Annotated in this window: 24 protein-coding genes; 10 read left to right on the top strand and 14 right to left on the bottom strand. The window is 76.7% G+C overall.

The window, feature by feature from the left end; all coding sequences use genetic code 11:
* Positions 1 to 9 precede the first annotated feature (9 nt).
* Complete coding sequence (locus WAB14_RS14325) at positions 10 to 300, bottom strand: WXG100 family type VII secretion target (protein ID WP_340270792.1); 291 nt, start codon at positions 298 to 300, stop codon at positions 10 to 12.
* Positions 301 to 464: 164 nt separating this feature from the next.
* Here WAB14_RS14325 and WAB14_RS14320 point away from each other — a divergent pair, with 164 nt between their 5' ends.
* Positions 465 to 746 carry a DUF4031 domain-containing protein gene (locus WAB14_RS14320; protein WP_340270790.1) on the top strand — a complete coding sequence of 94 codons (282 nt, stop codon included), beginning with the start codon at positions 465 to 467 and terminating at the stop codon, positions 744 to 746.
* Here WAB14_RS14320 and WAB14_RS14315 read toward each other — a convergent pair.
* Both WAB14_RS14315 and WAB14_RS14310 read right to left on the bottom strand, forming a co-directional pair.
* A complete protein-coding gene (locus WAB14_RS14315) occupies positions 709 to 1,389 on the bottom strand; it encodes an HD domain-containing protein (protein ID WP_340270788.1) in 681 nt (226 codons plus the stop codon). The two genes, WAB14_RS14320 and WAB14_RS14315, sit on opposite strands and share 38 nt — an antisense overlap.
* A gap of 72 nt (positions 1,390 to 1,461) precedes the next feature.
* The gene (locus WAB14_RS14310) at positions 1,462 to 2,724 is read right to left on the bottom strand and encodes a S1C family serine protease (RefSeq protein WP_340270786.1); all 1,263 of its coding nucleotides are present in this window, start codon (positions 2,722 to 2,724) and stop codon (positions 1,462 to 1,464) included.
* A gap of 93 nt (positions 2,725 to 2,817) precedes the next feature.
* Between WAB14_RS14310 and WAB14_RS14305 the strand changes: the two genes are divergently transcribed.
* A complete protein-coding gene (locus WAB14_RS14305) occupies positions 2,818 to 4,635 on the top strand; it encodes an ABC transporter ATP-binding protein (RefSeq protein WP_340270784.1) in 1,818 nt (605 codons plus the stop codon).
* Here the strand turns inward: WAB14_RS14305 and WAB14_RS14300 are convergent.
* The 10 genes from WAB14_RS14300 to WAB14_RS14255 form a co-directional block, all read right to left on the bottom strand.
* Positions 4,620 to 6,167 carry a sensor histidine kinase gene (locus WAB14_RS14300; protein ID WP_340270783.1) on the bottom strand — a complete coding sequence of 516 codons (1,548 nt, stop codon included), beginning with the start codon at positions 6,165 to 6,167 and terminating at the stop codon, positions 4,620 to 4,622. The genes WAB14_RS14305 and WAB14_RS14300 overlap by 16 nt on opposite strands.
* Entirely contained in the window at positions 6,164 to 6,868 is a 705-nt protein-coding gene (locus WAB14_RS14295) for a response regulator transcription factor (RefSeq protein WP_340270782.1), read from the bottom strand. Before WAB14_RS14295 ends, WAB14_RS14300 begins: the two co-directional genes overlap by 4 nt.
* Positions 6,865 to 7,806 carry a metallophosphoesterase gene (locus tag WAB14_RS14290; RefSeq protein WP_340270780.1) on the bottom strand — a complete coding sequence of 314 codons (942 nt, stop codon included), beginning with the start codon at positions 7,804 to 7,806 and terminating at the stop codon, positions 6,865 to 6,867. Before WAB14_RS14290 ends, WAB14_RS14295 begins: the two co-directional genes overlap by 4 nt.
* Positions 7,803 to 8,825 carry an alpha/beta fold hydrolase gene (locus WAB14_RS14285; protein WP_340270778.1) on the bottom strand — a complete coding sequence of 341 codons (1,023 nt, stop codon included), beginning with the start codon at positions 8,823 to 8,825 and terminating at the stop codon, positions 7,803 to 7,805. The genes WAB14_RS14290 and WAB14_RS14285 overlap by 4 nt, the downstream gene beginning before the upstream one ends.
* A complete protein-coding gene (locus WAB14_RS14280) occupies positions 8,822 to 10,270 on the bottom strand; it encodes a phosphatase PAP2 family protein (protein ID WP_340270776.1) in 1,449 nt (482 codons plus the stop codon). Before WAB14_RS14280 ends, WAB14_RS14285 begins: the two co-directional genes overlap by 4 nt.
* Positions 10,271 to 10,415: 145 nt before the next feature.
* Positions 10,416 to 11,327, bottom strand: a complete 912-nt coding sequence (locus tag WAB14_RS14275; protein WP_340270774.1) for a type IV toxin-antitoxin system AbiEi family antitoxin domain-containing protein — start codon at positions 11,325 to 11,327, stop codon at positions 10,416 to 10,418.
* A gap of 241 nt (positions 11,328 to 11,568) precedes the next feature.
* Entirely contained in the window at positions 11,569 to 12,009 is a 441-nt protein-coding gene (locus WAB14_RS14270; RefSeq protein WP_340270772.1) for a hypothetical protein, read from the bottom strand.
* A 10-nt stretch (positions 12,010 to 12,019) separates the two neighbouring features.
* Positions 12,020 to 13,684: a DNA repair helicase XPB gene (locus WAB14_RS14265; RefSeq protein ID WP_340270771.1), complete on the bottom strand. Its 1,665-nt coding sequence runs from the start codon at positions 13,682 to 13,684 to the stop codon at positions 12,020 to 12,022.
* 6 nt (positions 13,685 to 13,690) lie between these two features.
* Positions 13,691 to 14,584 (bottom strand): hypothetical protein, encoded by an 894-nt coding sequence (locus WAB14_RS14260; RefSeq protein ID WP_340270770.1) that lies wholly within the window; start codon positions 14,582 to 14,584, stop codon positions 13,691 to 13,693.
* Positions 14,585 to 14,615: 31 nt separating this feature from the next.
* A complete protein-coding gene (locus WAB14_RS14255; protein ID WP_340270769.1) occupies positions 14,616 to 17,024 on the bottom strand; it encodes a helicase-associated domain-containing protein in 2,409 nt (802 codons plus the stop codon).
* A 44-nt stretch (positions 17,025 to 17,068) separates the two neighbouring features.
* On the opposite strand from WAB14_RS14255, the gene larE reads away from it, so the two are divergent.
* From larE to WAB14_RS14240, 3 genes are all read left to right on the top strand, one after another.
* Complete coding sequence (gene larE, locus WAB14_RS14250) at positions 17,069 to 17,941, top strand: ATP-dependent sacrificial sulfur transferase LarE (protein ID WP_340270767.1); 873 nt, start codon at positions 17,069 to 17,071, stop codon at positions 17,939 to 17,941.
* A gap of 70 nt (positions 17,942 to 18,011) precedes the next feature.
* Positions 18,012 to 18,395 (top strand): cold-shock protein, encoded by a 384-nt coding sequence (locus WAB14_RS14245; RefSeq protein WP_340270766.1) that lies wholly within the window; start codon positions 18,012 to 18,014, stop codon positions 18,393 to 18,395.
* 2 nt (positions 18,396 to 18,397) lie between these two features.
* Positions 18,398 to 19,264 carry a DUF3027 domain-containing protein gene (locus tag WAB14_RS14240; protein ID WP_340270765.1) on the top strand — a complete coding sequence of 289 codons (867 nt, stop codon included), beginning with the start codon at positions 18,398 to 18,400 and terminating at the stop codon, positions 19,262 to 19,264.
* Here WAB14_RS14240 and WAB14_RS14235 read toward each other — a convergent pair.
* Entirely contained in the window at positions 19,153 to 19,527 is a 375-nt protein-coding gene (locus tag WAB14_RS14235; RefSeq protein WP_340270764.1) for a DUF2530 domain-containing protein, read from the bottom strand. The two genes, WAB14_RS14240 and WAB14_RS14235, sit on opposite strands and share 112 nt — an antisense overlap.
* Before the next feature lie 35 nt (positions 19,528 to 19,562).
* Between WAB14_RS14235 and WAB14_RS14230 the strand changes: the two genes are divergently transcribed.
* The 5 genes from WAB14_RS14230 to WAB14_RS14210 are packed head-to-tail and all read left to right on the top strand — an operon-like array spanning position 19,563 to position 24,157.
* Positions 19,563 to 20,321 carry an SDR family NAD(P)-dependent oxidoreductase gene (locus WAB14_RS14230; protein WP_340270762.1) on the top strand — a complete coding sequence of 253 codons (759 nt, stop codon included), beginning with the start codon at positions 19,563 to 19,565 and terminating at the stop codon, positions 20,319 to 20,321.
* A gap of 54 nt (positions 20,322 to 20,375) precedes the next feature.
* The gene (locus tag WAB14_RS14225) at positions 20,376 to 20,831 is read left to right on the top strand and encodes a MarR family winged helix-turn-helix transcriptional regulator (protein ID WP_340270760.1); all 456 of its coding nucleotides are present in this window, start codon (positions 20,376 to 20,378) and stop codon (positions 20,829 to 20,831) included.
* Complete coding sequence (locus WAB14_RS14220; RefSeq protein WP_340270758.1) at positions 20,828 to 22,210, top strand: MFS transporter; 1,383 nt, start codon at positions 20,828 to 20,830, stop codon at positions 22,208 to 22,210. Before WAB14_RS14225 ends, WAB14_RS14220 begins: the two co-directional genes overlap by 4 nt.
* Before the next feature lies 1 nt (position 22,211).
* The gene (locus WAB14_RS14215; RefSeq protein ID WP_340270757.1) at positions 22,212 to 23,369 is read left to right on the top strand and encodes a class I SAM-dependent methyltransferase; all 1,158 of its coding nucleotides are present in this window, start codon (positions 22,212 to 22,214) and stop codon (positions 23,367 to 23,369) included.
* Positions 23,366 to 24,157, top strand: coding sequence for a putative protein N(5)-glutamine methyltransferase (locus tag WAB14_RS14210; RefSeq protein ID WP_340270756.1), 792 nt, complete (start codon positions 23,366 to 23,368; stop codon positions 24,155 to 24,157). The genes WAB14_RS14215 and WAB14_RS14210 overlap by 4 nt, the downstream gene beginning before the upstream one ends.
* The last annotated feature ends 242 nt before the right edge of the window (positions 24,158 to 24,399 follow it).

The raw sequence follows: 24,399 nt of genomic DNA, 5'->3' as shown, positions 1-24,399 counted from the left end.
CGCGCGACGTCATCCCGCGAACATCCGGGCGGCCGCGGCCTCCGTCTCGGCGTACTGCCGGCCCGCGTGCGCGAGCGCGACCTGGATGCCGTCGAGGGACTCGCGGACCTGCAGCTGGGTCGCGCGCCACTGCTCGACCAGCGCCGCGAAGCCGGTCGCCGCCTGCCCCCGCCACGTGCCCTGCAGGTCCTCCAGGTGGCGCATCATCGCGTCGACCTCGGCGCCCACCTGCTCCGACGCCACCTGCACCCGCGCGCTCGCCGCCTCGACCTGCGCGCTGTCGACCTCGAACCTCGTCATGGACCGCTCCTCACCGTCGGGCCGGGACCGGAGCGTCCCGACGCGAGCGAGACTGCCGTCGCGCCCCGGTCGTGGGAGTGGCCCGTCCACAGGTCCCGGCCGCCGACCTGCGTCGACGCGTCGTCCACACCCCGCTCAGGACGTCGCCGCCTACGCTGGTGGACGTGGCCGTGCTCGTCGACCCGCCCATGTGGCCGGCGCACGGCCGGTTGTGGTCGCACCTCGTGAGCGACAGCTCGCTCGCCGAGCTCCACGCCTTCGCCGCCGCCGCGGGCATCCCCGCGAGGGGCTTCGACCTCGACCACTACGACGTGCCGGCCGAGGCCTACGACGCCCTCGTCGCCGCCGGTGCGGTGCCGGTCGGCGCAGGAGAGCTCCTGCGGCGGCTCCGGGCGAGCGGGCTGCGGGTCAGCGGGGCGCAGCGGCGGGCGTCACGCCGGCGGTGAGCGCCTCCAGCTCGCGGACCAGGTTCGCGCGGGCGGCCGGCTCCCACGCCGTGGCCCCCGGCGTCCGGAACAGCCGCCGGGACAGCAGCCGCCGCAGCACCGCGGCGCGGCCGGCGGCGAACAGCTCGTCCGGGACGTGGCCGTACTCCTCCCGGACGTCCGCCGCGTAGGCGTCGTAGCGGTCGGACCCCGTCGCGAGGATGCCGAGGTCGGCGTCGCACAGCACGGCGGAGTCGGGGTCGGCGGGCTCCCCCGGGTCGTGGTCGGTGGTGACGAGGACGAGGTCCGCGACCTCCCCGACGAGCCGCCCCGGCAGGCCCAGGCCGCTCAGCTGCTCGCGCGCGAGCGCGGCGCTCGCGCGCTCGTCGTCCCCCGCGCGCCCGTCGTGGACCGCGTCGTGCCACCAGGCAGCGAGCCGCACACGGTCGGGGTCCTCCGCGTGCCCGGCCAGGGCGTCGACCCGCTCGAGGACCTCCGCGAGGTGCCGCAGGTCGTGGTAGCGCCGGTGCGGCTCCGCCCACCGGGTGAGGAGGTCGGCCTCGACGGCCGCGGCAGGAGCGGACGCGGCGCCCACGCGGCTCAGCACGTCGACGAGCGCGCCGGGAGCCGGGCCGGAGGGGACGGACGCACGAGCAGGGGCCACGGACGTCCAGCCTGCCGTCCGTGGCCCCCGCGCGTCGAGGGGCGCCGCGCGTCGAGGACGCGCGCGCCGAGCTCAGCTCCCCGCGTCGAGCGAGCCGAGGGTGACGTCGACCTCGACGGCCTCGCCGTCGCGGGCGACGACGACCGGCACCGTGTCGCCGGCACCGAGGGCGCGCACCCGGGCGGTGAGGGCCTCGGCTCCCGTCGTGGGGCGCCCGTCGACGGCGACGACGACGTCCCCGGCCCGCAGGCCCGCCGCCTCGGCGGCCGAGCCGGGCACGATCTCGGCGAGCCCGGCGCCCAGCCGGGACCCCGCCCACTCGCCGTCACCGTCGACCGTCGCGGTGGCGTCCTGCAGGTAGGCGCCGAGCCGGGCGTGCTCGACGGTGCCGTCCTCGACGAGCTGGGCGGCGACGTCGCGGGCGACGTCGACCGGGATGGCGAAGCCGAGGCCGACGGAGCCGGACTGCGGGCCCGTCGTCGCGATCGAGGAGTTGATGCCGACGACCCGGCCGGCCGCGTCGATGAGCGGGCCGCCGGAGTTGCCGGGGTTGACGGCCGCGTCGGTCTGGATGGCGTCGGTGACGACCGGCTGGCCGTCGGCGACACCCGCCGCCTGGGTGGTGACGGGCCGGTCGAGCGCGCTCACGATGCCGGTCGTCACGGTGCCGGACAGCCCGAGGGGGTTGCCGACCGCCATGACGGGGTCGCCGACGGCGACGTCCGCGCTCTTCCCGAGCGGCACGACCGTGAGGTCGGCCGGCGGGTCCTGCAGCTGCACGACCGCGAGGTCCGTCGAGGGGTCGGCGCCGAGGACGGTGCCGGTGAGGACGCGCCCGTCGGCGAGCGTCACCTGCACCTCGCCGCCACGGGCCGAGGCGATGACGTGGTTGTTCGTGAGGACGAGACCGGACCCGTCGTAGACGACGCCGCTGCCCTCGCCGCCGGTGCCGTCGGCGGCCCGCACGGCGATGGCGACGACGCCCGGGCTCACCTGCTCCGCCACGGCGCCCCAGTCGACCCCGGAGGCGGGGTCGAGGAGGTCGAGCACGCCCGAGGCGGCGGACTGCGCCTCCCCGCCGGAGTCGGGGCCGCCGGAGGCGGCCTGCTCCACGACGGCACCGTCGAGCCGTGCCTGGACGGTGGCTGCGAGGTCGTCGCCGGCGCTCAGCCCGAGCGCGGCGGCCCCGACGGCGGTGCCGGTCACGAGGACGGCGGCGGTGGTGCCGGCGATCCAGCGGCCGGGGCGGCGGCGGCGGGAGGAGCCGGGGAGGGCGGTCGGGGCAGCGGAGAAGGCAGTGGGCGGCGCGGGACGCTCGAGGGTGGGGCTCGTCATGCGGACCATGGGACACCCCTCGCCTCGACGGTGGGTCGGAGCCACCTGGGTGCTCGCTGTGAAGCGGGCGCGGGGCCGGGGGAGCATGTCCGCGTGAGTGACGACGGCACCGCCCGCGGCCCCGCCGAACCCGCCGACCCCGCCGACCCCGCCGACCCCGCCGACACGGGCACCCGCGCGGACCTGCGCGCGCTCGGCCGGCTCCTGCGCCCGCACACGACGGCGCTCGCCCTCGCCGGGGCCCTCGGCCTGGCCAACGCGGCCGCTGCCCTCGCCCAGCCGCTGCTCGTCCGGGAGGTCGTCCGCGCCATCGAGGAGGCGGTGTCGGTGGTCCGCCCGGCGACGTGGCTCGTCGTCGCCCTCGTCGTCGCCGCCGCCCTGTCCGGGGTCCAGGCCTACGTCCTGCAGCGGACCGGCGAGGCGGTCGTCCGGCGCACGCGCACCCGCCTGGTCTCGCGGCTGCTGCGGCTGCGGCTCACCGAGCTCGACCGGCGCCGCAGCGGGGACCTCATCAGCCGCGTCGGCGCGGACACCACCCTCCTGCGGACCGTCGTGACGTCCGGGCTCGTCGACATCGCCTCGGGGGTCGTCATCATCGCGGGCGCGGTCGTCGCGATGGCCGTCGTCGACCCGTTCCTCCTCGCGACGACGCTCACGGCGGTGGCCGTCGGGATGACCGGCGCGCTGCTCGTCGTCCGCCGCGTACGGGCGGCCTCGCTGGCCGCGCAGACCGCCGTCGGGACCATGACGTCGGGCGTCGAACGCTCCCTGGGCGGCCTGCGGACGATCCGCGCCGCCGGTGCCGAGCCCCGCGAGGAGCGGGCGGTCGGGCACGCCGTCGACGGCGCCTTCCTCGCCGGGCTCCGCCTCGCCCGGCTCGAGGCCGTCCTGGGTCCGGTCGCCTCCATCGCCGTGCAGGGCGCCTTCCTCGCCGTCCTCGGGGTCGGTGGGGTCCGGGTCGCGGCGGGGGAGGTGTCGGTGGCCGACCTCGTCGCCTTCGTGCTCCTCCTGTTCCTGCTCGTCCAGCCGCTCGCGCAGGGCATCGCGGCCGTGGCGGCGGTCCAGACCGGCCTCGGTGCGCTCGCCCGGATCGAGGAGGTCCTCGCGCTGCCGGAGGAGACCGCCGACGACGACGTGCGGGTGCGGGGGGTCCTCGGGCACGCGCCTGTCGAGGTCCGTCTCGACGACGTGCGCTTCGCCTACGTCGACGAGACGGGCGAGGCGCCGGGCCCGCCGGTGCTGCGGGGGGCGAGCCTCGTCGCGCCCGCGGGTCGTCGGACGGCGCTCGTGGGACCGTCCGGCGCGGGCAAGTCGACCGTGCTCGCGCTCGTCGAGCGCTTCTACGACGTCGACGGCGGTCGTGTGCTCGTCGGGGGGCACGACGTCCGCGACCTGCCGCGCGCCGAGCTGCGCGCGGCGACGGCGTACGTCGAGCAGGACGCGCCGGCGCTCGCGGGGACGCTGCGCGACAACCTCCTGCTCGGTCGCCCCGACGCCACCGACGCCGAGCTGCTCGCCGTCCTCGACCAGGTGAACCTCGGCGAGCTCGTCGCCCAGCGCGCCACGGGGCTCGACACGCAGGTCGGCGACGACGGGGTGCTGCTGTCGGGCGGGCAGCGCCAGCGGCTCGCGATCGCCCGGGCGCTGCTCGCCCGCCCCGCCCTGCTGCTGCTCGACGAGCCGACGGCGAGCCTCGACTCGCGCAACGAGCAGGCGCTCGCCGACGCCGTCGCCGCCATCGGGCCCACGACGACGGTGCTCGTCGTCGCGCACCGTCTCTCGACCGTCGTCGACGCCGACCGGATCGTCGTCGTGGACGACGGCCGGGTCGTGGCGGAAGGGACGCACGCGGAGCTCGTCGGGACGTCGCCGCTGTACCGCGACCTCGCGGCGCGTCAGCTGCTCGTCTGAGCCGCCGTCGCATCGGGCCCGTCGGGGTCCTCCGGATCCGCCGGCTCCCGCGACTCCCGGGGGGCCGCGGGCAGCCGCACCTCGAACGTCGCGCCGCCGCCCGGCGTGTCCCGCACCTCGACCGTCCCGCCGTGGGCCGCGACGATCGCCGCGACGATCGACAGCCCGAGACCGGTCCCACCGGTGCCGCGCGTGCGGGACGCGTCGAGACGCGAGAACCGGTCGAAGACCCGACCCTTCGCCTCGTCCGGGACCCCGAGACCGTGGTCGCGGACCGCGAGGGCGACCTCGCGCCCGTCGCTGCGCGGCACCGGGCCGACGACCACCTCGACGGGGCTGCCGGCCGGGGTGTGCCGCACGGCGTTCCCCACGAGGTTCGTGAGGACCTGCCGGAGCCGGTCCGGGTCGCCGACGACGGTCGTGGCGGTGACGGGCGAGCCGTCGGGGCTCAGCACGCGGACCTGCCGCGCGGGATCGAGCGCGCGCACGTCACCGGTCGCGTCCACCGCGAGGGGGACGAGGTCGACGGGGACCTCCTTCATCGCGCGCTGCTCGTCGAGCCGGGCGAGCAGCAGGAGGTCCTCCACGAGCACTCCCAGCCGCCGCGCCTCGTCCTCGATCCGGGCGAAGGTCCCCGGCACCTCCTCCTCCGGCACCGCGCCCTGCCGGTGGAGCTCGGCGAAGCCGCGGATGCTCGCGAGCGGCGTGCGCAGCTCGTGCGAGGCGTCGGCGACGAAGCGGCGCATCCGCGCCTGCGAGGCGTCCCGCTGCCGGACGCCGTCCTCGATGCGGGCGAGCATCCCGTTGAGGGCCTGCGTGAGCCGGCCGACCTCGGTGTCCTGGCCGCCCTCGGGGACACGCCGGGTGAGGTCACCGGCGGCGATCGCGGCGGCGGTGTGCTCGACCGCCGTGAGCGGGCGCAGGGAGCGGCGGACGGCGACCCCGCCGAGCAGGGCCGCGGTCGCGACGACGAGGGAGCCGGTGACGAGCGTCCAGACGACGAGCCGCTTGGTCGTGTCGTCCGCCTCGAGCGGCAGGGCGACGGACACCGACGCGCTGCCGTCCGCCGCCGGCAGCGTCACGACCTGCCAGCGCAGGTCGGAGTCGCGGGAGGAGACGGTGAACGGGCGGGTGCCCTGCGCGCGGGCGTCCGCGGCACTGAGGGGCGGGATGGCGGGCATGTCGTCGCGGCTGCGCACCTGCGCGGGGATCTCGACGGTCGAGTCGAACGCCTCGACGTGGACGACGACGACGTACTCGCTCGGCAGGTCCGGCGCGACGGAGACCGTCCTGCCCTCGGTGAGCTGCTGGCCGCGCAGGTTGCGGGCGGCGATGTCGGCGACGGCGGGAGCGGCCCGCTGCAGCTGCGTGTTGACCTGGTCGACGAGCTGCTGGCGCTGGGCGGCGACGAGGGTCGCGCCGAGGACGGTGATCGCGACCGTGACGGCGAGCACGACGACGACGACGAGCCGCAGCTCGAGGCTGATGCCGCTGCCGGGCGGCTGCGCCGCGGGGGCCGAGCGCTCGCTCATGCTCCCGGGGGCAGCCGCAGCACGTACCCGACCCCGCGCTTGGTGTGGATGAGCGGTGGCGCGTCGACGTCGACCTTGCGTCGCAGGTACGAGATGTACGACTCGACGATCGCGCCGTCCCCCCCGAAGTCGTAGTCCCACACGTGGTCGAGGATCTGCGCCTTCGACAGCACCCGGTTCGGGTTGAGCATGAGGTAGCGGAGCAGCTTGAACTCCGTCGGACTGAGGTCGACGACCCGGCCCCCGCGCCGGACCTCGTGGGCGTCCTCGTCGAGCTCGAGGTCGTCGAAGCGCAGGACGCTGCTGTCGACGTCGCCGACGACCCCGGTCCGCCGGAGGACGGCCCTGATCCGGGCGACGACCTCCTCGAGGCTGAAGGGCTTCGTCACGTAGTCGTCGCCGCCGACCGTCAGGCCCTGCACCTTGTCCTCGACCTCGTCCTTGGCGGTGAGGAAGACCACCGGCACGTCACGGCCGCGCTCGCGGAGCTTGCGGGTGACCTCGAACCCGTCCATGTCGGGCATCATCACGTCGAGGACGACGAGGTCCGGCCGGTGCCGCTCCGCCTGCGCGAGGGCACCGGCGCCGTCGGCCGCCGTCGCGACGTCGTAGCCGGCGAAACGCAGGGACGCACTCAGCAGGTCGCGGATCGAGGGCTCGTCGTCGACCACCAGCAGCCGGGTCCTCGGTTCGGTCGTCACGGCACGAGAATGCGGGAGTCCGCTGGGAAGTTCCTGGGAGCGGCCGTGCCCGCGTCCGGGACGAGGTCGACGACGACGAGCTGCGGCGGGGCGTTGACCCGCACCGGGTAGGCGCTGAAGCCGATGCCGCACGAGACGAACAGCCGGTTGCCGTCCGTCCCGTACCCGGCAGGCGCCCAGCCGTCGGCGACGAGCGCCTCCTCCTCCGTGAGGCCCAGGTAGGACCAGCGCGGGGTGCCCGGCAGGGCGACCTGCCCGCAGTGGGTGTGGCCGGCGAGGGTGAGCGGGGCGCTGCCCGCGGGCAGCCGCGGGAAGGCCGTCGGGTTGTGGGACAGCACGACGCGCGGCGCGGCGGTGGGCACGTCGTCGAGGGCCGCGTCGACGTCCACGAGGTCCTGCCGGACCGTGCCGAGCCCGACGACGTGGAGGCCCGCGGACGCCACGCGCGTGCTGTCGTTCTCGAGGACCCTGACGCCGGCGTCCTCGAGCGCCGCCGTCACCTCCTCGGCGCCGCCGGAGGCGTGGTCGTGGTTGCCGAGGACCGCGACGACCGGGACGTCGAGGGCGAGCAGCGGCTCGAGCAGGTCGACGACGGTGCGGGCCTGCACCGCCGGGTCCGGCACCCGGCTGTAGAGGTAGTCGCCACCGAGGAGGACGAGATCCGGGTCGACGTCGGCCCCGCGCTGCGCCGCCCGCTCGACCATGCCGGTGTTCGCCCACCACATCCCGACCTGGAGGTCCGACAGGAACACCGCCCGCACCGGGTCGGCGTCCGCGGCTGCGCCCGGCAGTGCCACCTCGAGACGGCGCTCGTCGAGGACGAGGCGGGGCTCGACGAGGACGCCGTAGCCTGCGAGGAGCACGAGGAGCACCGCGAGGACGCCCGCCACCCCGGCGGTCCACCGGCCCGCGCGTCCGGCGCCCCTTCGCCGGCTCACGTCGCCGCTCCCACGGCGGAGGTGACGCGGTCCAGGAGCTCGTCGAGGGCCTCGCGCACCTCGTCGGGCCGGGACAGCGTCACCATGTGCCCGGCTCCCTGGAGAAGCACCAGCCGCGCGGCGTCGCCGACCCGTCGCGCGGTCCTGGCGGCACCCGCCGCGGGGAACACGGGGTCCGCGGTACCCGCGAGGACGAGGACCGGGACGCGCGCGACGACGTCGAGGGCCGTGTCCTCGGCGACCGACAGCGCCCGTGGTGCCAGCTGGTCGACCTTCGCGTGCGACGTCTCGCGCCACATGCGCCGCAGGTCCTGCCACGTCGCCTCGTCGACGTCGTCGTGGCCGAAGAACACGCGACCGACGACGCGTCGCGGGAGCCGCCGCGCCACGGGGTCGACACCGTCGAGCACCGGTCCGATCAGCCAGGCGGCCGCCGCCACCGCACGCGAGCCGGCGACCCGCTCCACGACCCGCCACGCGGATCGCATGGGACCCCGCGGCGTGCGCCGCCCCGACGAGCCCGAGAGGAGGGCGACGCCCCGGACCCGGTCGCCGAACAGGCGGGGACGCTGCCGGGCGAGCTCGAGCACGGCGATGGCCCCCAGCGAGTGCCCGACGAGCACGACCGGCCCCTCGGGGCAGGCGTCGACGACCTCGCCGAGGTCGCGGCCGAGGCGCTCCAGGTCGGTGTCCCACCGCCCCGACCAGCCGCTGCGCCGGTGCCCGCGGTGCTCCATGACGACGACCCGGGCCCGGCGGCCGAGGTGCTCGCGCTGCGGCTCGAACGTGCCTGCGCCGCTCGCGAAGCCGTGGGAGAGCACGACGGTGAGGGGGGCGTCGGCGCGGCCCTCCTGCTGGGCGTGGAGCAGCACCCCGTCGTCGGCGACCACCCCCGGACCCACCCCGGGGCGACGCAGCCGCGCCGTGCTCGCCCGACGCAGCGCGAGGACGCCCGCGACCAGCGCGGCCCACGTCCCGAGCAGCGCGAGCCCGGCGACGACGGCGCTCCGTCGGCTCATGCCGCGGACGCCCTCGCGTACGGGGCGCCGCGCGCAGGCCGGACGACGGACCAGCACACCGCCACCCACACCCCGCCGAGGACGAGCCCGCCCGCGACGTCGGTCGGGAAGTGGACGCCCTCGTAGACGCGGGACACGCAGACGGCGACGACGACGAGGCAGAGGACGCCCGCGCCCGCCCGGCGCAGCGGGTGGCGGACCCACACGAGGACGAGGAGCGCGAGCGTGCCGTAGAGGGCGACCGCGGCCGCGACGTGCCCGGACGGGAAGGCGTACGAGGTCGTCGGCAGCTCGGCGGGGACCTGCTCGACGTCGGGGCGGCTGCGCTCGACGACCGTCGAGACGGCCACGAAGACGAGCGACTCCCCGACGACGGCGAGGAGGAGGACGACCGCCGGAGCCCAGCGCCGGGTGAGGACGACCGCGAGCGGGGCGGTGACGGCGAGGACGGCGACGACCGCGCCCGTGTCGCCGAGGCGCCCGAGAGTCGCGACGACGTCGGTGACCGCGGGGGAGCGGGCGTCGGCGAGCGCGGCGACGAGCTCGGCCTCGGCTGCCCGCAGCCCCGTCACCCGCGTGAGGACCGTGCCGAGCACCGCCATCGCGCCCCACAACGCGACCGCGGTGACGAGGAGGACGGCGGCGCCTCGGGCCCCGCTCGGCACCGGCCGGTCGTGCGCGGGTGCGGGGTCGAGCGCGGCGCGCTCGTCCGGTGACGTCGTGAGGCCGTCGTCGTCCCGCGCGCCGAGGCCCTCGTGGTGGCGCCAGTCGCGGAAGGCGAGGGCGGTGACCGCGAGCCACACGACCCCGGCCGCCCAGCCGCCGACGACGTCGGAGGGGTAGTGCACCCCGAGCGCGACGCGGGTGGCGCCGATGAGGACCACGAGCAGGGCGGCGAGCCCGATGACCAGCGGGCGCCGCCGCTGCGGGACGAGCGGGAGGAGGACGAGCACGACGACGCCGTACGTCACGGCCGAGCCGAGCGAGTGCCCGCTCGGGAAGCTGTAGCCCGGCGCCTCGGACACCGGCAGGTCGACCGCCGGCCGGACGCGCTCCACGAGCGCCTTCGTGCCGGAGCTGAGGACGGCCGCGCCGAGCCCCGTCACGGCCGCGTAGACGGCGAGCCGCCACAGCCGGCGCACGAGCAGCCCGACGACGAGGACGCTGACCACCGCGGTGAGGGCGGGTGAGCCGCCGAGCCACGTGAGGAGCGTGAGCCCCGTGACGACGAGCGGGCGTTCGGAGACGGCGGAGTTCGCCGCGTCGACGACCGCCTGGTCGACGCCCTGCAGGGGCGGCCACTGCGAGGCCACCAGCGCGAGGAGCACGCCTGCGGTCGTCGCGCTCGCGAGGACGACGGCGAGGCCGGCGCCGCTCAGCAGGGCGTATCGGGTCGCGGGACGGACCTCGTGGGCCCTCCGGTCGTCGTCGGTCCGCTGCGCCATCCCTCCTCCGTACCCGCGCTGCGGGCGCTCGTCACCTCCTCACGACAACCGTCATGATCGATGCGCTCGGTCGCGTGCCGGCCCGGATCCGGGCGACAGCCGTCATGATCCTTGGGCTTCCATCCAGCGGCTCGCCCCTCGTGCCTCACAGGGCGGCCCTGATGGCGCGCGGGATGGTGAACGGATCGATGGTGTCGACCGTGGTGAAGCGCAGCGAGACGTGGTCGAGGACGCTGACGTCGTTCCACCGGTGACGGTCCCGGTACAGCGCGGCCGGTGCAGCGTGGACCTCGGTGCCGTCCGCCTCGACGAGCAGCCAGCCGTGTCGCCGTCGTCGGAGCCGGTAGCCGAGGTCGGCGCGGGCGACGAGCCGGCCCGTGTGGTCGCGCACCTCGAGCTGGACCGCGTCGGGCGGAAGCTCCGCGTCCACGCACCGGAGCCGGACCTTGCTCTCGAGCCCCGACTCGGCCCTGCCGTCGACAAGACCCCACAGGTCCGCCACGTGGGAGGCGCCCGGTCGCCCGGTGAGCCCCTGACCGATCGCGAGGAGCTCCTTCGTGGTCACGCGCCCGGCCCGAACCGCGGCGTCGAGGAACGGCAGGACGTCGAGCCGGTCGTGCGTGCACGCAAGGTCGGCGAGGGTACGGGCGACCGTCGTGACGGCGACGCCCCTCACGACCTGCACGTCACCCGCGCCGAGCTCCCACTGCCGTGGGCGCAGGTCGTGGCGCGCCGCCAGCGCGGCGCCCGGTCGGACCACCATCTCGGGTGGGCCGCTGGGCACCTGCTTGAGCTGCCACACCCGGGCCGCCGAGAGACCGGCGACGACGCAGCCGGGGAACCGGAGCGCGAGGGCGCGTGCCTCCACCCACGCCCCCATGAGCCGTGCCTTCTCGGGTTCGACCAGGTAGACCCCGCGGCGGACACGGACCCACCGGCCGGAGGCGACGTGGCGCTGGATCTCGGAGGGATGGAGGCCGGCCGCACGAAGCTGCCTCGCGGTCAGGACCCAGTCCTGGGCGAGGGCGAGGGACGTCAACGGCGGGGGAAGCTCCATGGCCGAGCAGAGTGACGGCGGGCGGGCGTGGTCCTCGTAGGCGGTGGGTCCTGGTGTGGACGGTCGACCGCCGACGGAGCCTGTGGACGGGAGCGCGCCGCGGTCCGCCGCCCGTTGATCGCCTACCCCGGTGATGGATCATGACCGTTGTCGCGATTCCCCTCCACGCGGGGCGAGGCACGTCATCGATCATGACCAGTTGTCGGGGCGGCCGTCGGGGCGGTCGTCGGGGTCGTCCCCCTCAGGCGGTGGCGAGGCCGAGCGAGACCACGAGGAGCGCCACCGCGAGCAGGAGCCGGACGAGGTCGGTGCGGGCGAGCCGGCGGTGCAGCCGGGCCCGCTCGGCCGGGTCGCGGGAGCGGCGGAGCGCGTCGTGGCAGGGGACCGCGAGGAACGCCGTCACGGCGAGGACCGCGACGACGAGGACAGCCGCGACGACCGTCAGTGGACCGGGGCCGGTCGCGAGCGCGCCGGCGGCCGAGACCACGAGGGCGAGGTACACGGGCGCGACCGCGACGGCCATCCGCCTCGTGTGCGCCTCGTGCGCCGCGAGAGCCGTCGCCGGGGAGGCCGCCGAGCCGCCCGCCAGCGCCGGGTAGACGACGAGGTGGACGACGAGCTCGAGCCCGGCGTGGGCCGCCGCCGCGACGACGAGCGCGAGCACCCACCCCTCGTGCTGCACGCGACGCGGCTCAGTCCACCGCGGTCGCGACGTCCGCCGCCCCGCCGGCGAGGTCGTCGGCGTCGACGATGCGGTACGCGTAGCCCTGCTCGGCGAGGAAGCGCTGCCGGTGCTGGGCGAACTCCTGGTCCTGGGTGTCGCGGGCGACGACGGCGTAGAAGCGGGCGGTGCGCCCGTCGGCCTTGGGACGCAGGACCCGGCCGAGGCGCTGCGCCTCCTCCTGCCGTGACCCGAACGCCCCGGACACCTGGATCGCGACGGCCGCCTCCGGCAGGTCGATGGAGAAGTTCGCGACCTTGCTCACGACGAGCGTCGTGAGCTCGCCGGCACGGAAGGCGTCGAAGAGCCGCTGCCGCTCCCGGACCGTCGTGGCGCCCGTGATGACCGGCGCGTCGATGCGTGTGCCGATGTCGTCGAGCTGGTCGAGGAACTGCCCGATGACGAGGGTCGGCTCGCCCCGGTGACGCGCGACGAGCTGCTCGACGACCGCGGTCTTCTGCGCGCTCGTGCTGCAGAGCCGGTACCGCTCGTCGGGCTCCGCGGTCGCGTACACGAGCCGCTCGGCCTCCGGCAGCGTCACCCGGACCTCGACGCAGTCCGCGGGGGCGATGTACCCCTGCGACTCGATGTCCTTCCACGGGGCGTCGTACCGCTTGGGTCCGATGAGGCTGAAGACGTCGCCCTCGCGGCCGTCCTCGCGGACCAGCGTCGCGGTGAGGCCGAGCCGGCGCCGGGCCTGCAGGTCGGCCGTCATCCGGAAGATCGGCGCGGGCAGCAGGTGGACCTCGTCGTAGACCACGAGACCCCAGTCGCGGGCGTCGAACACCTCGAGGTGGGGGTAGACGCCCTTCCGCTTCGTCGTCATCACCTGGTACGTCGCGATGGTGACGGGGCGGATCTGCTTGCGCTGCCCGGAGTACTCGCCGATCTCGTCCTCGGTGAGGGTCGTGCGCCGCAGGAGCTCGTCCTTCCACTGCCGCGCCGACACGGTGTTCGTCACGAGGATGAGCGTCGTCGCCTCGGCCCGGGCCATCGCCCCCGCCCCGACGAGGGTCTTGCCCGCGCCGCACGGGAGGACGACCACCCCGGAGCCGCCGTGCCAGAAGCCGTCGACGGCCTCCGCCTGGTACGGCCGCAGGTGCCAGTCGTCGGTCCGCAGGCCGATGGGGTGCGCCTCGCCGTCGACGTAGCCCGCGAGGTCCTCCGCGGGCCAGCCGAGCTTGAGCAGCACCTGCTTGAGGTGCCCGCGCTCGCTGGGGTGGACGGCGACCTCGTCGTCGGACAGGCGGCGCCCGACCAGCGGCGCGACCTTCTTCGACCGCAGCACCTCCTCCAGCACGGGCCGGTCGAGCGCGCGCAGCACGAGGTCGTCGCCGTCCTTGACCAGCTGCAGCCGGCCGTAGCGGGACATCGTCTCCGCGACGTCGACGAGCAGGGCGTTCGGCACCGGGTAGCGGGAGTGGGTGAGGAGGGCGTCGACGACCTGCTCGGCGTCGATGCCCGCGGCCCGCGCGTTCCACAGCCCGAGCGGGGTCAGACGGTACGTGTGGACGTGCTCCGGTGCGCGCTCCAGCTCTGCGAACGGCGCGATCGACCGACGGCACGCCGCCGCGTCGGGGTGGTCGACCTCGAGCAGCAGCGTCCGGTCGGACTGGACGATGAGGGGCCCGTTCACACCGGGTCAGAACTCCCCGGACATCCCCGCTGTTCCGAGCGCGCCCGCGAAGCCGAAGACGATGAGGACGAGGACGAACAGGATGGCGAGGGCGAAGCCGGCGGCGAAGAGGATCCACGACCAGCGGACCAGGCCGCGCGCCGCCTGCGTGTCCTCCCGTGCCCGGCCGATGGCGACGGCGGCGCACACGACGCCGCCGATGGCGAGGAGGTTGCCGCAGAGGAAGATCGCGACGCCGTTGAGGATGGTCCACAGGACGGCGCTGGAGCGGACCTTCTCCGCCTCGGGGTCGCCGGCACCGGCGCCGTACGGCGCCGGGTAGCCGTACGGCTGCGACGACGCGGGCGGCGTCGCGCCGTACCCGTACTGCTGCTGGCCGTACTGCTGCTCGGACCCGTAGGGCTGCTGGCCGCCGTACTGCTGCTGGCCGTACTGCTGCTGGCTCCCGTACTGCTGCTGGCCGCCGTACTGCTGCCCGTACTGCTGGTCGCCGTACGGCTGCTGCCCGTACTGCTGGTCGCCGTACTGGGTGCCGTACGGCTGCTGGCCGTACCCGCTGCTGGTGCCGGCCGGGTCGGAGACACCCGGCGGCGGGGAGGCGTAGGGGTCGCTGGACGCGCTCGCACCCCCGCCGGGCGACGGGTCCCGGGTCGGCTCCGGCGTGCTCGACGACGCCGCCGGGTACGGGGCGGTCGGCGGCGACTGCGCTGGCGTCGGCTCGGACGCCTCGGCGGAGTCGTCGGGGCGGGCGGGCGCCGCGCCGGCGGGGTCGTCCCACGAGAAGCCCGAGAGCACCGACCCCGCATCCTCCTGGCGCTGCGGCTCCGGCGGCGTGCCCTCGGCGGGGCGGTCGTCGGCGGGGCGGTCGTCGTCGTCGGGGCGGCCGGTCTGGTCGGTCATGGTGGTCCCTCCTGCGTCGCGGCTGCGGCGCTCATCCTTCCACCTGGGCGGGCGCCTGCGCTGCGTGCGCCGCGCCCGTGACGCGGTGCACGGAGAAGGTCCTCGTGCCCGGCCGGCCGACCTCCACGGCGGTGAGCCTGCCCCCGGACAGCGCGAGCGGTTCGAGCAGGCGGCGCGTGGTGCGTCCGGTCTCGTCGACGTAGCCGATCCACACCCGCCCACGGGCGGCGACGGCGTCGCGCAGCAGCTCGAGGCTCACCCGGGGCTCGAGGAACGGCAGCTCGACGCTGCCCGGGCGGGGCCCCGCCTCGGCGAGCCGCCACCGGCGGACGGCCTCGGCCAGCTGGTCGGGCGCCGGCGGCACGGGCGCGGTGACCGTCCGCCGCGGCCGGCGCCGGGCCGGTGCCCGGCGCCGCGACGGTCCGCTCACGAGCAGCGTGCCGTCCGCCGCCTCGGCCGCGGGCGCGAGGCCCACGTCCCGGAGCGCCGCGAGGACGGTCGGGCCGTCCGCCTGCGCGGCCAGGACGGTCGGCGCGAGGCGACGCAGCCCCAGGTGCGCCAGCCGGCGGTCCGCGAGCAGCTCCGCGAGCGCGGCCGGGTCCTCCGCGCGCAGGTAGGAGCCCGCGGCGCCCACCCGCACCAGGCCGTGACGGCGGGCGACGTCGCGGACCAGGTACTCCAGCGGCTGCGGCACCCCCGTCGGGCTCGCCCGCGACAGGGTCTCGAGGACGTCGTCCGCGGTGCGACCGGCGTCGAGCGCCCGCCGGACGGAGTCGGCGGAGAAGCGGTACACGGTGGCGGCCCCGCGCGACTCGACGTCGGCGAGGAGGTCGACCTCGGCGGCGAGGGCGGGCTCGAGGGGGCCCGGGGCCACGGCCGTGAGGTCGGCCTGGAGCAGGAGGTGGTCGACGGGCTCGGGCAGCAGCGCCGCCAGCGAGGCGGCGGCCGCCGCGCGCCGTGTCCCGGCGCCCGAGTCGGCGTCCGGTGCGGCTGCCGCGAGGGCGGCGCCGGGCGGGGCGAGGGCACCCTGCCCGGTGAGGCCGAGCCACGCGGCGTCGTCGAGGAGGCGCCGGACGAGGTCCGCGCGGCCCGGTCCCGCGCGGCGCGGTGAGCGGACGTCGAGCCGGGCGACGACGTCCGGGGCCTGGAGGACGACGCCGTGCGGCAGCTCCGCGAGGTCGAGGAGCACCTCGTGCCGCAGCGCGAGGGACCCCGCCCGCCGGGTGTCGTCGGACAGCACGGCGCGGACGCTGCCGTCGGGGCCCCGCTCGCCGGCGAGCGAGGCGACCGCGTCGCTGTCCCACCACGCGGCGGCGAGGTCCGCCCAGCGGCCGGCGACGTCGTCGTCGTGCCAGTCGTCGGCGGCGCGGGTCGGCAGCCACTGCGGCTCGGGGTCGTCGGAGGCGTCGAGGAGCCCCGCCTCGTGGGCCGCCGTGAGCGCCCGGGCGGTCGTGGTCTCGGTCTCGCCGAGGGCGGTGGCGAGCCGCCGGAGGTCGCGCACTGCGACGCCGCCGGCGCGGCGCACCGAGAGGGTGACGCGCTCGCTCGCCCGCAGGACGTCGCCCACGACCCGCACGGCCTCGCCCGCGGAACCGGCGGAGGCGTGCGCGAGCCACCGCTCGTCCACGCGCGCTCCGGGCGGGGGTTCCGGCGGGCCGGTGACGGGGTGGGCGTGGGTGCGCCCGTCGCGCAGGGCGAGTCCGACCTCGCGCGGCAGGACGACGAGACCGGGTTCGGGGACGGCGAGCAGCCCGTGGTGGAGCAGCCACACCAGCGGCCCCGTCGGGTCCAGCACGGCGGGTGTCTCCCCGACCGGCGGTCCCCACGACAGCCGCTCGAGGACGGCGCGGGCGCCGTCGGGCGCGTCGGCGAGCAGGCCCTCGACGACCGCGCGGTCGCCGAGGGCCGTCACCACGGCGTCGACCGCCTTCTCGGGGTCGCCGGTCTCGCCGTGGCCCAGGCGCACGGCGAGGTCGGTGAGCCGGGCGGGGCTGCGCCGGTCGAGCACCGCGCGCAGCGACGGCCCGAGCCCGGCCGGGTACGGCCCGAGGAGCTCGTGGGCGACGCGGACGAGCCGGACCGCGCGTGCCGTCCCCCACACGAGGCCCAGTCGCCGCAGCCGCTCGACGTGAGCACGGGCGTCGGCCCCCCACGCGCGTGACACCGCGGCGGGGGAGACGGGTTCGGGGAGGACGGCCAGTGCCTCGACGACCTGCAGGGCGCCCGCGTCGAGCCGGTCGAGCGCCCGCTGGACGCTCGCGCGCGTCGTCGCGCGGACCGCGAGCGACGCGACGTCGGTGGGGACCGGCAGGGCGAGGTCGGGTCGCAGCCGCAGCAGCTCGACGAGCTCGGCGTCGGCGCGCGCACGCAGGTCGTCGGCGAGGCTGCGCGGCGCCGCCGGCCGCGCCCTCCCCTCGCCGCGTCGGCTGTCGCTGGGCATCCGCACCACGGTACGCCGGGCGCGAGGGGCGTACCGTGCCGCCGGTGAGCACGACCGTCCTCGGCCTCCCCGCTGCTCCGCCCCGGCCAGTGGCCGAGCTCGAGGCGGCGCTGCTGGCGGCGCTGCGCCCGGCCGGGTCGGTCCTCGTCGCGTTCTCCGGCGGTGCGGACTCCGCCCTCGTGCTCGCGGCCGCCGCCCGCGCGCTCGCGCCCGGCGCGGTCGCGGGTGCCACCGCGGTCTCCGACGCCGTGCCCGACGCCGAGGTGAGTGAGGCCCGCCGCTTCGCCGAGGCGCTGGGCGTGGCATGGCACGAACCCCGCACCGACGAGCTCGCCCGCGAGGGCTACCGGCGCAACGCCGGCGACCGCTGCTTCTTCTGCAAGAGCGAGCTCATGGCGGTCCTCGTCCCGCTCGCCGAGCGGCTCGGCCTCGCCCACGTCGCGACCGGCACCAACGCCGACGACCTCCGGGCGGGGTTCCGCCCCGGCATCCGCGCGGCCGCGCAGGCCCGCGCCCTCACCCCGCTCGCTGACGCCGGGTTCACCAAGGCCGAGGTGCGGGCGCTGTCGGCGGCGTGGGGCCTGCCGACGTGGGACAAGCCCGCGGCGGCGTGCCTGTCGAGCCGCATCGCGTACGGCACGGAGATCACGCCGGAGCGGCTGCGGCGGGTGGGGATCGCCGAGCAGCGCGTGCGGGCGCACCTGGCGGACGCCGTCCGCGACGTGCGGGTCCGCGACCTCGGGGACGGCACGGCCCGCCTCGAGCTCGACGCCGCCTGCCTCGACCGGCTCGACGCCCGGGCCCGGGAGACGGTCACCGCCGAGGTGCGCGCGGCGGGGTTCGACGCCGTCGCCGTGCGCGCGTTCCGCTCGGGCGCGATGAACGACCTGCTCGCCGAGCCCGAGCGCTACCGCTGAGGCGCCCGGGGCGACGGCGCCGCCCGTTAGGCTGTGCGCGCTCCTGTCCGCCCGCGCTCACGAGGTCCACGTGCCCACTGGCAAGGTCAAGTTCTACAACGCCGACAAGGGGTTCGGCTTCCTCGCCGCCGACGACGGCGGCGAGGTGTTCGTCCACGCCAACGCCCTGCCCCCGGGCACGGAGGCGCTCAAGCCGGGCACGCGCGTCGAGTTCGGCGTCGCGGACGGCCGCAAGGGACCGTCGGCGCTCAGCGTCCGCGTCCTCGAGGCCCCGCCGTCGGTGCGCGCCGCCACGCGGAAGCCCGCCGACGACATGGCCGTCATCGTCGAGGACCTCATCAAGCTGCTCGACAACGTGTCGCGGCAGCTCAACCGCGGCCGGTACCCGGACCGCCCCGTCGCCCACAAGACCGCCCAGGTGCTCCGCGCCGTCGCCGACGACCTGGACGCCTGAGCGTGGCGGGCACCCGCACCGCACGCGTCACCCTCGACGCGGTCTCGGCACGCGCCGTCGACCTCGCACGCGAGGCCGCCGAGGCGGTCGCCGGGCCCGGGGAGGTCGGCGAGCACCTCGGCGTGGCGGCGCAGGCCGAGCGGGTGGTCGTCCACCGCTTCGCCACCACCCACCGCGGCTACCGCGGCTGGGAGTGGACGGTCGTGCTCGCGCGCGTGCCGCGGGCGCGGGTCGCGACCGTCAGCGAGGTCGTGCTCCTGCCCGGCGACGACGCGCTGCTGGCGCCCGCGTGGGTGCCCTGGGCGGACCGGATCGCCCCGGGCGACCTCGGCGAGACCGACGTCCTGCCGTTCCGCGACACGGACCCGCTGCTCGACGAGGGGTTCCAGGCCGTCCCCGAGGACTGGGACGAGGCGTTCGCGGGCGAGGAGCGCGAGCTCCTGTGGGAGCTCGGTCTCGGCCGTCGCCGCGTCCTCAACCGCGAGGGTCGCGAGGAGGCCGCGACGCGCTGGTACCGCGGCGACGCCGGGCCGGACAACGCCGAGGCGCGCGCCGCCGACGCGCCGTGCGCCACCTGCGGCTACCTCGTCGGCCTCACCGGCAGCCTCCGCCAGCAGTTCGGTGTCTGCGCGAACGCGTGGTCCCCGGACGACGGCCGCGTGGTGAGCCTCGACCACGGCTGCGGCGCCCACTCCGAGACCGGCCGGGACCTCGGCGGGGAGGAGCCCCTGCCCTCGCCCGTCGTCGACGAGCTGCGTCAGGACCTCGACACGGAGCCGCTGCCCGGCGAGCCGGAGGACGGCTCGGAGGACGGCTCGGAGCCGTCGAGCTCGTCCCCGCCGGCGTCCACCCGGTCACCCGAGAGCTGACCGCGGCGGCGACGCGCGATCGCCCACGCCAGCGCCGGCAGGCCCGCCACGACGCCGGCCACGGCCGTCGACGGCCACCACCCGGCGTCGTCGGGCAGGCGGGGACCCACGGCGAGCAGGACGACGAGGGCCACGAGCCACAGGCCCGTCCCCACGAGGAGCGGTCCCACGGGGTCCGTCGCGAGCGGGGCCGTGATCCGGTGCAGAGGTGTGCGGCCACGGGCGCGGGCGCGCTCGTCGTCGTGCTCGCCCCGACCGGTCACGGGACCAGGGTAGGGACTCTGGCACGCTGACCGGCATGAGCCACCCGCCGCGCGGCACCGCGGTCGTCACCGGAGCCAGCAGCGGCATCGGTGAGGCGAGCGCGCGGGCGCTGGCGGCCGCGGGCTTCCTCGTCGTCGTCGCCGCCCGGCGCCTCGACCGCCTCGAGGCCCTCGCGGCGGAGATCGACGGGCGGGCGGTCGCCCTCGACGTCACCGACGACGCCTCGGTCGCCGCGCTCGCCGACGCCGTCCGCGACCTGCCGTCGCTCGACTGCGTCGTCCACTGCGCCGGGGGCGCGCTTGGCCTCGACCCGGTCGCCGACGCCGACGTCGAGCAGTGGCGCAGCATGTACGACACCAACGTCCTCGGCGTCGTCCGCGTCACCCAGGCGCTCCTGCCGAGGCTGCGGGTCAGCGGCCGCGGCCACGTGATCGTCTTGGGGTCGATCGCCGGCTCCGAGGTGTACCCGGGCGGCGGTGGCTACGTCGCGGCCAAGCACGCCGCCCGCGCGACGGTGGAGACGCTGCGCTGGGAGCTGCACGCCGACGGCGTCCGGGTGAGCGAGGTGGCGCCCGGCATGGTCCACACGCCGGAGTTCTCCCTCGTCCGCTTCGGCGGCGACGCCGAGCGCGCGGCCGCGGTGTACGAGGGCGCCCGCCCGATCCACGCCGAGGACGTCGCCGAGGTCGTCGCCTTCGTCGCGACGCGGCCGCCGAACGTCGACATCGACCGTGTCGTCGTCAAGCCGGTCGGGCAGGCGAACGGGCACGTCGTCCACCGTCCCGACCGGTGACGGTTACCCCGGGTCATTAGCCTGGGTAACGGATCTGCGGTAGGATGCCGGGCGATGACGACCGTGCCCCACTCCCGCGCCGCCCGCGAGGGCGGCACCGGTGCCCTGTCCGCGGACCTGCGCGTCGCGCTCATGCGCATCGTGCGGCGGCTGCGCGCGGAGAAGTCGGACGCCGACATCACCGACTCGCAGTACGCCGTCCTCGGGCTCCTCGACGTCAAGGGCCCGATGACCGCGGCGTCGCTCGCGGCGCTCGAGCGCATCCGCCCGCCGTCGATGACCCGCATCGTCGGCAGCCTCCTCGAGGCGGGCCTCGTCGAGCGCGCCGCCCACCCGGACGACGGGCGCGCCCAGCTGGTCGCGCTCACGCCCGCCGGCCGCGAGGCGGTCGCCGAGACCCGCCGCCGCCGCGACGAGTGGCTGTGCCGGCAGCTGTCGCAGCTGTCGACCGAGGACCGGCGCACCCTCGCCCGGGCCGCGGAGCTCCTCCAGGGCCTCAGCGAGTCGTGAGGCAGCGCACCGAGCTCCATCCGCCGGGGGTCCCGGTCGCGACCGACCCGCCGCGCCGCCGCCCCTTCGCCCAGACCTTCCGCTCCCTCGGCCACCGCGACTACCGGCTGTGGGCGGGCGCCGCGGTCGTGTCGAACACGGGCACGTGGATGCAGCGCGTCGCGCAGGACTGGCTGGTCCTCGTCGACCTCACCGCCGACTCCGCCCTCGCCGTCGGGATCGTCACGGGCCTGCAGTTCCTCCCGATGGTCCTGCTCGCGCCGTGGGCGGGGCTCATCGCCGACCGGTTCGAGAAGCGCCGCATCCTCCAGGTCAGCCAGTCGCTGCAGGGTCTGCTCGCCCTCGGGCTCGGCGTGCTCGTCATCGCCGGGCTCGCCCAGGTGTGGCACGTCTACGTCTTCGCGCTCGCGCTCGGTGTCGTCACCGCGTTCGACGCACCCGCCCGGCAGACGTACGTCACGTCGCTCGTCCCCCCGGAGGACCTGCCGAACGCCATCGGGCTCAACGCCGCGACGTTCCACCTCGGGCGCCTGCTCGGCCCCGCCAGCGCGGGCCTGCTCATCGCGTGGGTCGGCAGCGGTCCGGTGTTCGTCCTCAACGCCGTGTCGTTCGGGTTCACCGTCGTCGTGCTCGCCCTCACCCGCTCCCGCAGCCCCGGCCAGGGCACGCAGGGCCTCAGCGGGCTCGAGCGGATGCGGCAGGCGGTGCAGTACGTCCGCACGCGCGGCGACATCCTCCTCGTGCTCGTGCTCGTCTTCGTCGTCGGCACCTTCGGTCTCAACTTCCAGCTGACGACCGCCGTCATGGCCCGCATCGAGTTCGACCGCGGGCCGGAGTCGTACGGCCTGCTCGGCACGTTCCTCGCCGTCGGCTCGCTCACCGGGGCGCTCGCCGCGGCGGGGCGGCGCCGGGCGCGGCTGCGGCTCGTCGTCGGCGCCGTCACCGGGTTCGGGGTCGCCTCGTGCGTCGCCTCGCTCATGCCGACGTACTGGTCGTTCGCGGTGTCGCTGGTCGCGGTCGGCCTCACGGCGCTCACCCTCATGACGGCGGCGAACGCGACCGTCCAGCTGTCGACGCCCCCGGAGCTGCGTGGGCGGGTGATGGCGCTGTACTTCGCGGTGTTCATCGGCGCGACGCCGGTCGGGGCCCCGCTCATCGGGTGGATCGCGGAGGCGTGGGGTGCGCGCTGGACCATCGCGGTCGGGGGCATCACGGCCCTGCTGGCGGCGGTCGGCGCCGTCGTCTTCCTCGCGCGACGCTCGACGATCGAGGTCCGGTTCCGGACCGATGCCCGGCCCCACGTCGTCATGCTCACCGGCCCCAAGGGGGAGGGGTCCGACTCCTCTCCGCACCCCACCCACGACGAGCGGGTGGCCTGAGGTGCCCGAGCCGCTGGCCCCTGCGCTCGCGGAGGTCCGCGGCCTCCTGCTCGGCGACGACCTCGTCCGGGCGGTCGCCGCCGGTCGGCGTCGCGGCGCGACACCGCGGGCGCCGCGCGTCGAGCTGCGGCCGGTCGAGGTGTCGGCCGGACGGCGCGTGGTCGTCACGGAGCAGCGCGACGGCGCCGCGCCCCTCACCCGGACCCTCGACGCCGCCGCTCTGCCCGGAGCCGTCGACGAGCTCCTCGCCGAGCCGTTCGGCAACTGGCACGTCGACACCCGCTCGGCCACGGTCCAGCTGCGCGTGACGAAGAAGGGCGAGGCGCAGGTCCACCGTGGCGCGCCCGCGGCGACGGCCGTCGCGGCGGCGACGCACGACCGGGCGAAACGGCACCGGCTCGCCCCCGACGACCCGCTCTTCACCGCGGTCGGCGCGAACGCCGCGAAGCGTCGCCAGGTCGACGCCTTCCTCGGCCGCCTCGCGCCCGTCGGGCCGCCGCCGCCCGCGGACCGCCCGCTGCGGGTCGTCGACCTCGGCTGCGGCAACGCCTACCTCACGCTCGCCGCCCACCGGTGGCTCTCGACCCGCGGGCCGGTCCGGACGACGGGTGTCGACGTCCGCGACGACGTGGTCGCGCACGACCGCGCGCTCGCCGAGCGGCTCGGGGAGGAGGGGGTCGACTTCGTCGTCGACGCAGCGGGGACGTGGGCACCTGCCGAGCCGCCGGACGTCGTCCTCGCCCTCCACGCGTGCGACACCGCGACGGACGAAGCCCTCGCCCAGGCCGTCCGCTGGGGCGCCCGGGTCGTGCTCGCCGCCCCCTGCTGCCACAAGGACCTGCGCCGCCAGGTCGACGCCCGCCGACGTGAGGCCGTCACGCACGCGGACCCGTCGCTGCGGTCCATGCTGCGCGACGGGATCCTCCGCCAGCGCCTCCTCGACACCGCCACCGACGCCCTGCGCGCCGACCTGCTGCGGCTGCACGGCTACCGCACGGACGCCGTCGAGCTCGTCGACCCCGAGCACACACCCCGCAACACGCTGCTCCGGGCGGTGCGCGACGACCGCTCCGCCCCCGACGGGTTGGCCGGCGAGGTGGCGGCGACGTGCGAGGCGCTGGGTGTCGAGCCGGCCCTCGCCCGGCTGCTGCGGGCGTGAGCGACCCGCTCGTCGCGCGGCTGCGCCGGGCGGGCTGCGTCGCGGCGGAGGAGGAGGCCGCCCTGCTGCGCGAGGCGGCGTCGGCGGGGTCGTCGCTCGAGGGGCTCGTCGCGCGGCGGGAGGCCGGGGAGCCGCTCGAGCACCTGCTCGGCTGGGCCGCGTTCTGCGGGCTGCGGGTGCCGGTGCGTGCGGGCGTCTTCGTGCCGCGGCGACGGACCGAGCTGCTCGTGGAGCGGGCGATCGAGGCGCTGCGGGCGCGGACCGGGTCGGTGGTCGCCGTCGACCTGTGCTGCGGCAGCGGGGCCGTCGCCCTCGTCCTCGCGACGGCCCTGCGAGGCGCTCTCGGAGACCGGCTCGAGCTCCACGCCACCGACGTCGACCCGGTCGCCGTCGACCTCGCCCGGGACACGCTCGGCCCGCACGGCGCCCTGGTGCACGAGGGCGACCTCGTCGAGGCGCTGCCGCGGGGCCTGCGCGGCCGCGTCGACGTGCTCGTCGCCAACGCGCCGTACGTGCCGAGCGGCGCCGTTCGGACGATGCCGTCGGAGGCCCGCGACCACGAGCCGCTCGTCGCCCTCGACGGCGGCGCCGACGGCTCGGAGCTGCAGCGTCGCGTGGTCCGGAGTGCTCCCGAGTGGCTCGGGCCGGGCGGGACGCTCCTGCTCGAGACCTCGCAGGCGCAGCTACCGGACCTGCTGCGGCTGGCGGCCGGTCGTGGTCTCGCTGCCGACGGCCTCCGCGACGACGAGCGTGGCGCGACGGCGCTGCACGCCCGTGCTGCCGGTTGAGCCGCGATCCGCTCGGCGCCTCGTCCCGCGGTCGGAGCTCTCGCGTGTGGCGAGCGCAGCTGCGCCGCAGGAGTCACCGTTCCGGGACGAGTCACCGGACGGGGTATCCGGGACGGAGCGTCCTCAGGCGCAGGTCAGACAGGTCGGGCGGCAAGGCCGTCCCGCTGGCCGGTCGACATGGGGCACCGCCGTCGGTCGCATGTCCCGTGTCGACTCGGGTCCCGGGGCCGTCCGCCGTGCGA

This window comes from Aquipuribacter nitratireducens, from assembly GCF_037860835.1.
In the GTDB taxonomy this organism is placed as follows: domain Bacteria; phylum Actinomycetota; class Actinomycetes; order Actinomycetales; family JBBAYJ01; genus Aquipuribacter; species Aquipuribacter nitratireducens.
Note: the sequence above shows the minus strand (reverse complement) of the source record. Positions and strands in the feature narration are given on the sequence as shown.

What these genes read in the sequence shown, in the direction of transcription:
- WAB14_RS14225 (WP_340270760.1), top strand. Translation starts at nt 20,376, where the DNA reads ATGACGACCGTGCCCCACTCCCGCGCCGCCCGCGAGGGCGGCACCGGT.
- WAB14_RS14325 (WP_340270792.1), bottom strand. Translation starts at nt 300, where the DNA reads ATGACGAGGTTCGAGGTCGACAGCGCGCAGGTCGAGGCGGCGAGCGCG.
- WAB14_RS14280 (WP_340270776.1), bottom strand. Translation starts at nt 10,270, where the DNA reads ATGGCGCAGCGGACCGACGACGACCGGAGGGCCCACGAGGTCCGTCCC.
- WAB14_RS14255 (WP_340270769.1), bottom strand. Translation starts at nt 17,024, where the DNA reads ATGCCCAGCGACAGCCGACGCGGCGAGGGGAGGGCGCGGCCGGCGGCG.
- WAB14_RS14275 (WP_340270774.1), bottom strand. Translation starts at nt 11,327, where the DNA reads ATGGAGCTTCCCCCGCCGTTGACGTCCCTCGCCCTCGCCCAGGACTGG.
- WAB14_RS14300 (WP_340270783.1), bottom strand. Translation starts at nt 6,167, where the DNA reads ATGAGCGAGCGCTCGGCCCCCGCGGCGCAGCCGCCCGGCAGCGGCATC.
- WAB14_RS14310 (WP_340270786.1), bottom strand. Translation starts at nt 2,724, where the DNA reads ATGACGAGCCCCACCCTCGAGCGTCCCGCGCCGCCCACTGCCTTCTCC.
- WAB14_RS14230 (WP_340270762.1), top strand. Translation starts at nt 19,563, where the DNA reads ATGAGCCACCCGCCGCGCGGCACCGCGGTCGTCACCGGAGCCAGCAGC.
- WAB14_RS14285 (WP_340270778.1), bottom strand. Translation starts at nt 8,825, where the DNA reads ATGAGCCGACGGAGCGCCGTCGTCGCCGGGCTCGCGCTGCTCGGGACG.
- WAB14_RS14260 (WP_340270770.1), bottom strand. Translation starts at nt 14,584, where the DNA reads ATGACCGACCAGACCGGCCGCCCCGACGACGACGACCGCCCCGCCGAC.